The organism is Modestobacter lapidis, assembly GCF_054780755.1.
This window is the reverse complement of the sequence record NZ_BAAGVS010000044.1, coordinates 1-4,814: the sequence shown is the minus strand read 5'-3', so window position 1 is coordinate 4,814 and position 4,814 is coordinate 1. Positions and strand designations below refer to the sequence as shown.

Below are 4,814 nucleotides of genomic sequence, written 5' to 3'. Positions count from 1 at the left end.
GGGCTCGGCGAGCTGCGGCGGCGGCACCGGGCGGCCGGACAGCCGGGCGCGCGCGGCGAGCACCGCCCAGCCGCACCCGGCCAGCACCAGGGTGGCACCGAGCAGGCCGAGCGCGCCGACGCCGATGCCGGCGGCGAGACCGCCGGACGACCCGGTGCGCTGGGCGCCGAGCAGGACGGCGGCGGCGAGCAGCAGTGCCCAGGTGACGACCTTCGACACCCATCCGAAGGCGCCCAGGGCGAGCACCGGGAGCGCCCACCAACGCCGCCGGAGGCCGGCCACCACGATGCGAAACAGCGGCTGCGCACCGGCGCCGGGCCGGAACAGCTGGCCGATCCGCAGGTGCCGGCGCCCGGACGGCTCGTCGACCTCGGCCAGCCAGGCCATCGCGTCGGCCAGGCCGGCGAACCCGGGGCGCACGTGCCCGTCGTCGAACTGCTCGGTGGTGAGGGCACCGACCTGCGCGGAGCCGTCGGCCAGCGACGCGCGCCCCGTCTCGGCCGCAGCGGCGAGCGCCGCGGCGATGGCCCCGGCCGAGGCGCCACCCACGCTGCGCAGCCGGTGGTGCCGGGCGATCTCGCAGATGGCCAGCGGGTAGACGACGCCGGAGGTGGTGCCCCCGCGCATGGTCACGTCGGCGCTGAGCCGGCAGTAGTCGGCCCGCGGCCCGTCGAGCGGGGCGCCGTCGTCCGCGGGGCCGAAGATCACGCGGTGCGGCGACTCGTGCAGCAGCCCGGCGGGGTCGGGCAGCGGATACGCCGCCGGATCACGCAGCGGGCGGGGCGGCGGGCCGTCCTGCGGGTCGCCCCACAGCCAGTCCGGGACGTCGCCGGCCACCACCCCGGCCGGGAGCGGGGCGAGGCCGAAGCTGCTCGGGTCGTCGAGCCGCGGACCGTCCGGCGCCGCGGGCAGTCCTCCCGGCAGGGTGTCCGGCCGGGCGTCCGGCAGCGTGTCCGGCCGGGCGTCCGGCAGCGTGTCCGGCCGGGCGTCCGGCCGGGGACCGAGCCGGGCCCGCAGCGCGGCCGACGCCTGCGCGCCGGTGACCAGTGCCATCGCGGCCGGTCAGACGACGCGGGTCAGCGCAGGCCAGAGGGCGTCGGGGCCGTCGGCGAGCAGCCCGGCACCGAGCACCCGGGACCAGGCCAGCTCGGTGCCGCCCTCGTCCCGCCACGACCAGCAGCGCCGGGTGAGGTGGTGCAGCCGGTACTCCTGGGTGAAGCCGATCGCGCCGTGCACCTGGTGCGCGAGCCGGGCCACCACCTCCACCGCCGCTCCGGCGCGCACCTTCGCCGCCGCGGCCGCCGGCACCAGCGGCCCGCCGCGGTCGAGCACCTGCACCGCCGCGTCGACCAGTGCGGCCACCGCGGTCACCTCGCCGGCCATCTCCGCCAGCTCCGTCTGGACCGCCTGGAACTTCGCCAGCGGCCGGCCGAACTGGAGCCGCTCGCCGGCGTACTGCACCGTCCAGGCCAGCACCTGCTCCAGCGCCGCGGCCAGCTGCACGGCGCGGGCCACCGCGTACCGCGCCCGCAGCTCCTCGGCCTGCGCTCCGGTGAGCAGGGCGCCGCTGGCCGCCACCCCGTCGAGCACCAGCGATCCGCGCGGTTCCCCGGCCAGGTTCGCCGCCCGGGTGACGTCCCGCCCGGCGACGTCGACCAGCGCCAGCACCGGGCCGACCGCGCTGCCGGCCAGCACCACCAGGTGCTGCGCCACACCGGCCCACGGCACGTCGGTCGCCGTTCCGGTCAGCGTCCAGCGCCCCGGCCCGTCGCCGTCATCGGAGGCCGCCGCGGTGACCACGCCGTCCACCGAGATCGACAGCGGCTCGTCGACCGGCGGCAGCGTCAGGTCCGCGGCCAGCACCGCCGGCCCGGCGACCAGCAGCTGCTCGGCCACCGGCACCGCCGCGGCCCCGCGCGCCAGGGTCGCGACGACGGCGACGGCATCGGCGAGCTCGCCACCCGAGCCGCCGGCTGCCTCCGGCAGTCCGACACCGGTCAGCCCCGCCTCGGCCAGCGCCGACCACAGCCCGGCGTCCCAGGCCCGCTCGCCGGTGAGGACGAAGGGCTCGTGCGCGGCCAGGATGTCCCGGACCGTCTCGACCACCAGATCGGTGTCCGTGCTCATCGCAGCCCCAGCCCGCGCGCCACGATGCCTCTGAGGATCTCGTTGGTCCCGCCGCGCAGCGTGTAGCCCGGCGCGTGCAGCTGTGCCTCGGCCAGCGCCCGGCCCAGCGGGTCGGGTGAGTCGAGGGACGCCGGAACGTCGACCACCCGGCGCACCTCGTCGATCAGGTCGGCCTCGAACGTCGTCCCCATGTCCTTGACCAGCGCGGCCGGGATGTCGGGGAGCTCGCCGCGGTCCAGCGCGGCGGCGATCCGCAGGGAAAGTTGGCGGAGCGCCAGCAGCCGGGCCGACAGCCGACCCAGCGCAGCCACTCCGGCGCCGTCGCCGGTGTCGGCCACCCGGCGCGCGAACGCGGCGAGCAACGGGTAGGTCGACAGGAACCGCTCCGGACCGGACCGTTCGAACGCGAGCTCCGTGGTGACCTGGTGCCAGCCGGCGCCCTCCTCCCCCAGCAACATTTCGCCGGGGACGACGACCTCGTCGAAGACCACCTCGTTGAAGTGGTGGCCGCCGTCCAGGATGCGGATCGGATTGACCGTGATGCCCGGCAGCGACAGGTCGACCAGCAGCTGGGACATCCCCGCGTGCCGGGCGGCCGGGTCGGCCGGCGAGGTGCGCACCAGGGTGATCGCGTAGTGCGAGAGGTGGGCGTTCGACGTCCACACCTTGGCGCCGTTCACGACCCAGTCGCCGTCGGCGTTGCGGACCGCGTGGGTGCGGATCGAGGCGAGGTCCGAACCGCTGTCCGGCTCGCTCATCCCGATGACGAAGAAGCACTCCCCCGCCGCGATTCGCGGCAGGATGGCGCGCCGCTGCGCCTCGGTGCCGTAGCGGAGCAGGGCGGGGCCGGACTGCCGGTCGGCGATCCAGTGCGCTGCCACCGGGGCGCCCGCGGCGAGCAGCTCCTCGGTGACGGCGTAGCGCTCCATCGCCGTCCGCCCGTGCCCGCCGTACTGGCGCGGCCAGGTCATCCCCAGCCAGCCGCGCTCCCCGAGCTTCCGGGAGAACGCCGGGTCGAGACCGGACAGCCAGGTGTCGACGTGCGTGGTGAAGCTGCCGGCGGCCAGCTCGGCGGCGAGGAACTCCCGCACCTCCGCGCGCACCTGCTCGGCGGCCTCCGAGCGCGGCGCGGGCGCCAGCGTCAGCGACTGGGTGCTCATGGACCGGTTCTACAGGGCGCCGCGCCCCGCGGCGCTCCGGGTTGCCGATGGACCGGTGCAGGACGACCGTGCGGGCGGTGGGCGACGACTACGGGCTGCAGCGGTTCGTCGAGGCCCAGGACCGTGACGGCACCTACGACCAGGCGCTGCGCGAGCTGCGCGCCGGGCGCAAGCGCAGCCACTGGATGTGGTTCGTCTTCCCGCAGGTCGCCGGTCTCGGCCGCAGCGGGACGGCGCAGCACTACGCGATCTCCGGCCTGGCCGAGGCGCGCGCCTACCTGGCCCATCCGGTGCTCGGCCCGCGGCTGCGGGAGTGCGCGGCCGCGCTGACCGAGCTGGACACCACCGACCCGGTGGCCGTGTTCGGGCCGGTCGACGGGCAGAAGCTGCGCTCGTCGATGACGCTGTTCGCCGCCGCGGCGCCGGACGAGCCGGTCTTCCGCCAGGTGCTCGACCACTACTTCGCCGGCCAGCTGGACGAGGCAACGACCAGCCGGCTCTGACCGTCGGAATGGCCGGACGCCGGTGGCTGACACCGCGGCCGCCAGCGTTCCGCCTGACCATGCAGTTCGGCCGACGGCTTGGGTCGCCCTGAGCGGCCCACTCAGGGCTACCCCTCGAGAGCGCGATACTCGTCGTCGAACTGATCAAGTGTCATGGCAGCTAGGTCTTCCTGCACTCGATCGAGCAACCGCTGGACGTCCTCGCGGGACTGGCTCGGAGGCCGAAGGGTGGCCCAGCGCGAGCCGTCGCGGCCTTCGACCAGCACGCGGTCGCTCCTGAACCGTCGATGCTGATGACGGGCCACCAACCCGTGACCTGCGGGCAGACCTTCGGTGCCAGGGGTTACGCGCGAGCACATGTCGGCTTCATCGCGTCTGCCGGTGTCCTCCTCGTAGATGCACTGGGCGCACGCCTTGATGAGCAGGGCCCCGGGATGGTGACTCCACTCATGCCCGCAGTCGGTGCAGAGGCTGCTGCTGGTCACGCCGGGAGGCTATCCGGCGATCAGCAGCCTCAAGTGTCCCTAGGGCCGCCTTCAGGGGCGGATCGGTGCCCGACCCGGCACTACAGGCGTGGTCCGATGATGATCTCGGATCCATCCGGGCGATAGGTGCGCCATCGGCCGTCGGGTGGTCGTTCGACCCGGAAGCCGTGGTGGACCTTGGTGTGGTGCCGTTCGCACAGGAGGCCGGAGTTCTCCAGGTTGGTCTCGCCGCCGAACAGCCAGTGCAGGAGATGGTGCACGTCGCACCACCAGTGCGGTGCTCCACAGCCGGCGAACACGCAGGTCCCGTCCCGCTGCACGACCGCCTTGCGAAGCCCCGGTGTGACCACGCGGTGGTCGCGCCCCAGATCAAGCGGCACCCCCTCCGGGCCCATCACGATCCGGGAGATGCTGCCGTCGCAGGCCAGCCACCGGGCGCGGGCGGCGGAGATGCACGCTCCGAAGCCGGTGGATGCAGCGCCGGCACCGGTGGCCGGGTCGGCGAAGTCATCGACGTCGAGGTTGAGGACCACGTGCGG

Annotated in this window: 5 protein-coding genes and 1 pseudogene; 1 reads left to right on the top strand and 5 read right to left on the bottom strand. The window is 75.0% G+C overall.

All coding sequences use genetic code 11. From position 1 onward, the window contains the following. The 3 genes and pseudogenes from ACYVG5_RS21295 to ACYVG5_RS21285 form a co-directional block, all read right to left on the bottom strand. Positions 1–1,053, bottom strand: a pseudogene (locus tag ACYVG5_RS21295) (hypothetical protein); the annotation flags it as partial. A gap of 9 nt (positions 1,054–1,062) precedes the next feature. After that, complete coding sequence (locus ACYVG5_RS21290; RefSeq protein ID WP_222049969.1) at positions 1,063–2,127, bottom strand: acyl-CoA dehydrogenase family protein; 1,065 nt, start codon at positions 2,125–2,127, stop codon at positions 1,063–1,065. After that, entirely contained in the window at positions 2,124–3,287 is a 1,164-nt protein-coding gene (locus ACYVG5_RS21285; protein WP_222049968.1) for an acyl-CoA dehydrogenase family protein, read from the bottom strand. Before ACYVG5_RS21285 ends, ACYVG5_RS21290 begins: the two co-directional genes overlap by 4 nt. 77 nt (positions 3,288–3,364) lie before the next feature. On the opposite strand from ACYVG5_RS21285, the gene ACYVG5_RS21280 reads away from it, so the two are divergent. Next, on the top strand, positions 3,365–3,790 hold the full coding sequence (locus tag ACYVG5_RS21280) for a DUF1810 domain-containing protein (RefSeq protein ID WP_222049967.1): 426 nt from the start codon (positions 3,365–3,367) through the stop codon (positions 3,788–3,790). Between the two features lie 107 nt (positions 3,791–3,897). Here ACYVG5_RS21280 and ACYVG5_RS21275 read toward each other — a convergent pair whose 3' ends face one another. Both ACYVG5_RS21275 and ACYVG5_RS21270 read right to left on the bottom strand, forming a co-directional pair. After that, positions 3,898–4,275 carry a hypothetical protein gene (locus ACYVG5_RS21275; RefSeq protein WP_222049966.1) on the bottom strand — a complete coding sequence of 126 codons (378 nt, stop codon included), beginning with the start codon at positions 4,273–4,275 and terminating at the stop codon, positions 3,898–3,900. 80 nt (positions 4,276–4,355) lie between these two features. Continuing rightward, on the bottom strand, positions 4,356–4,814 hold a 459-nt coding region (locus ACYVG5_RS21270; RefSeq protein ID WP_460683530.1), incomplete at its 5' end, for an HNH endonuclease signature motif containing protein.

Excerpts from the sequence above, each read along its gene's own strand:
- ACYVG5_RS21290 (WP_222049969.1), bottom strand. The coding sequence starts at position 2,127 with ATGAGCACGGACACCGATCTGGTGGTCGAGACGGTCCGGGACATCCTG.
- ACYVG5_RS21285 (WP_222049968.1), bottom strand. The coding sequence starts at position 3,287 with ATGAGCACCCAGTCGCTGACGCTGGCGCCCGCGCCGCGCTCGGAGGCC.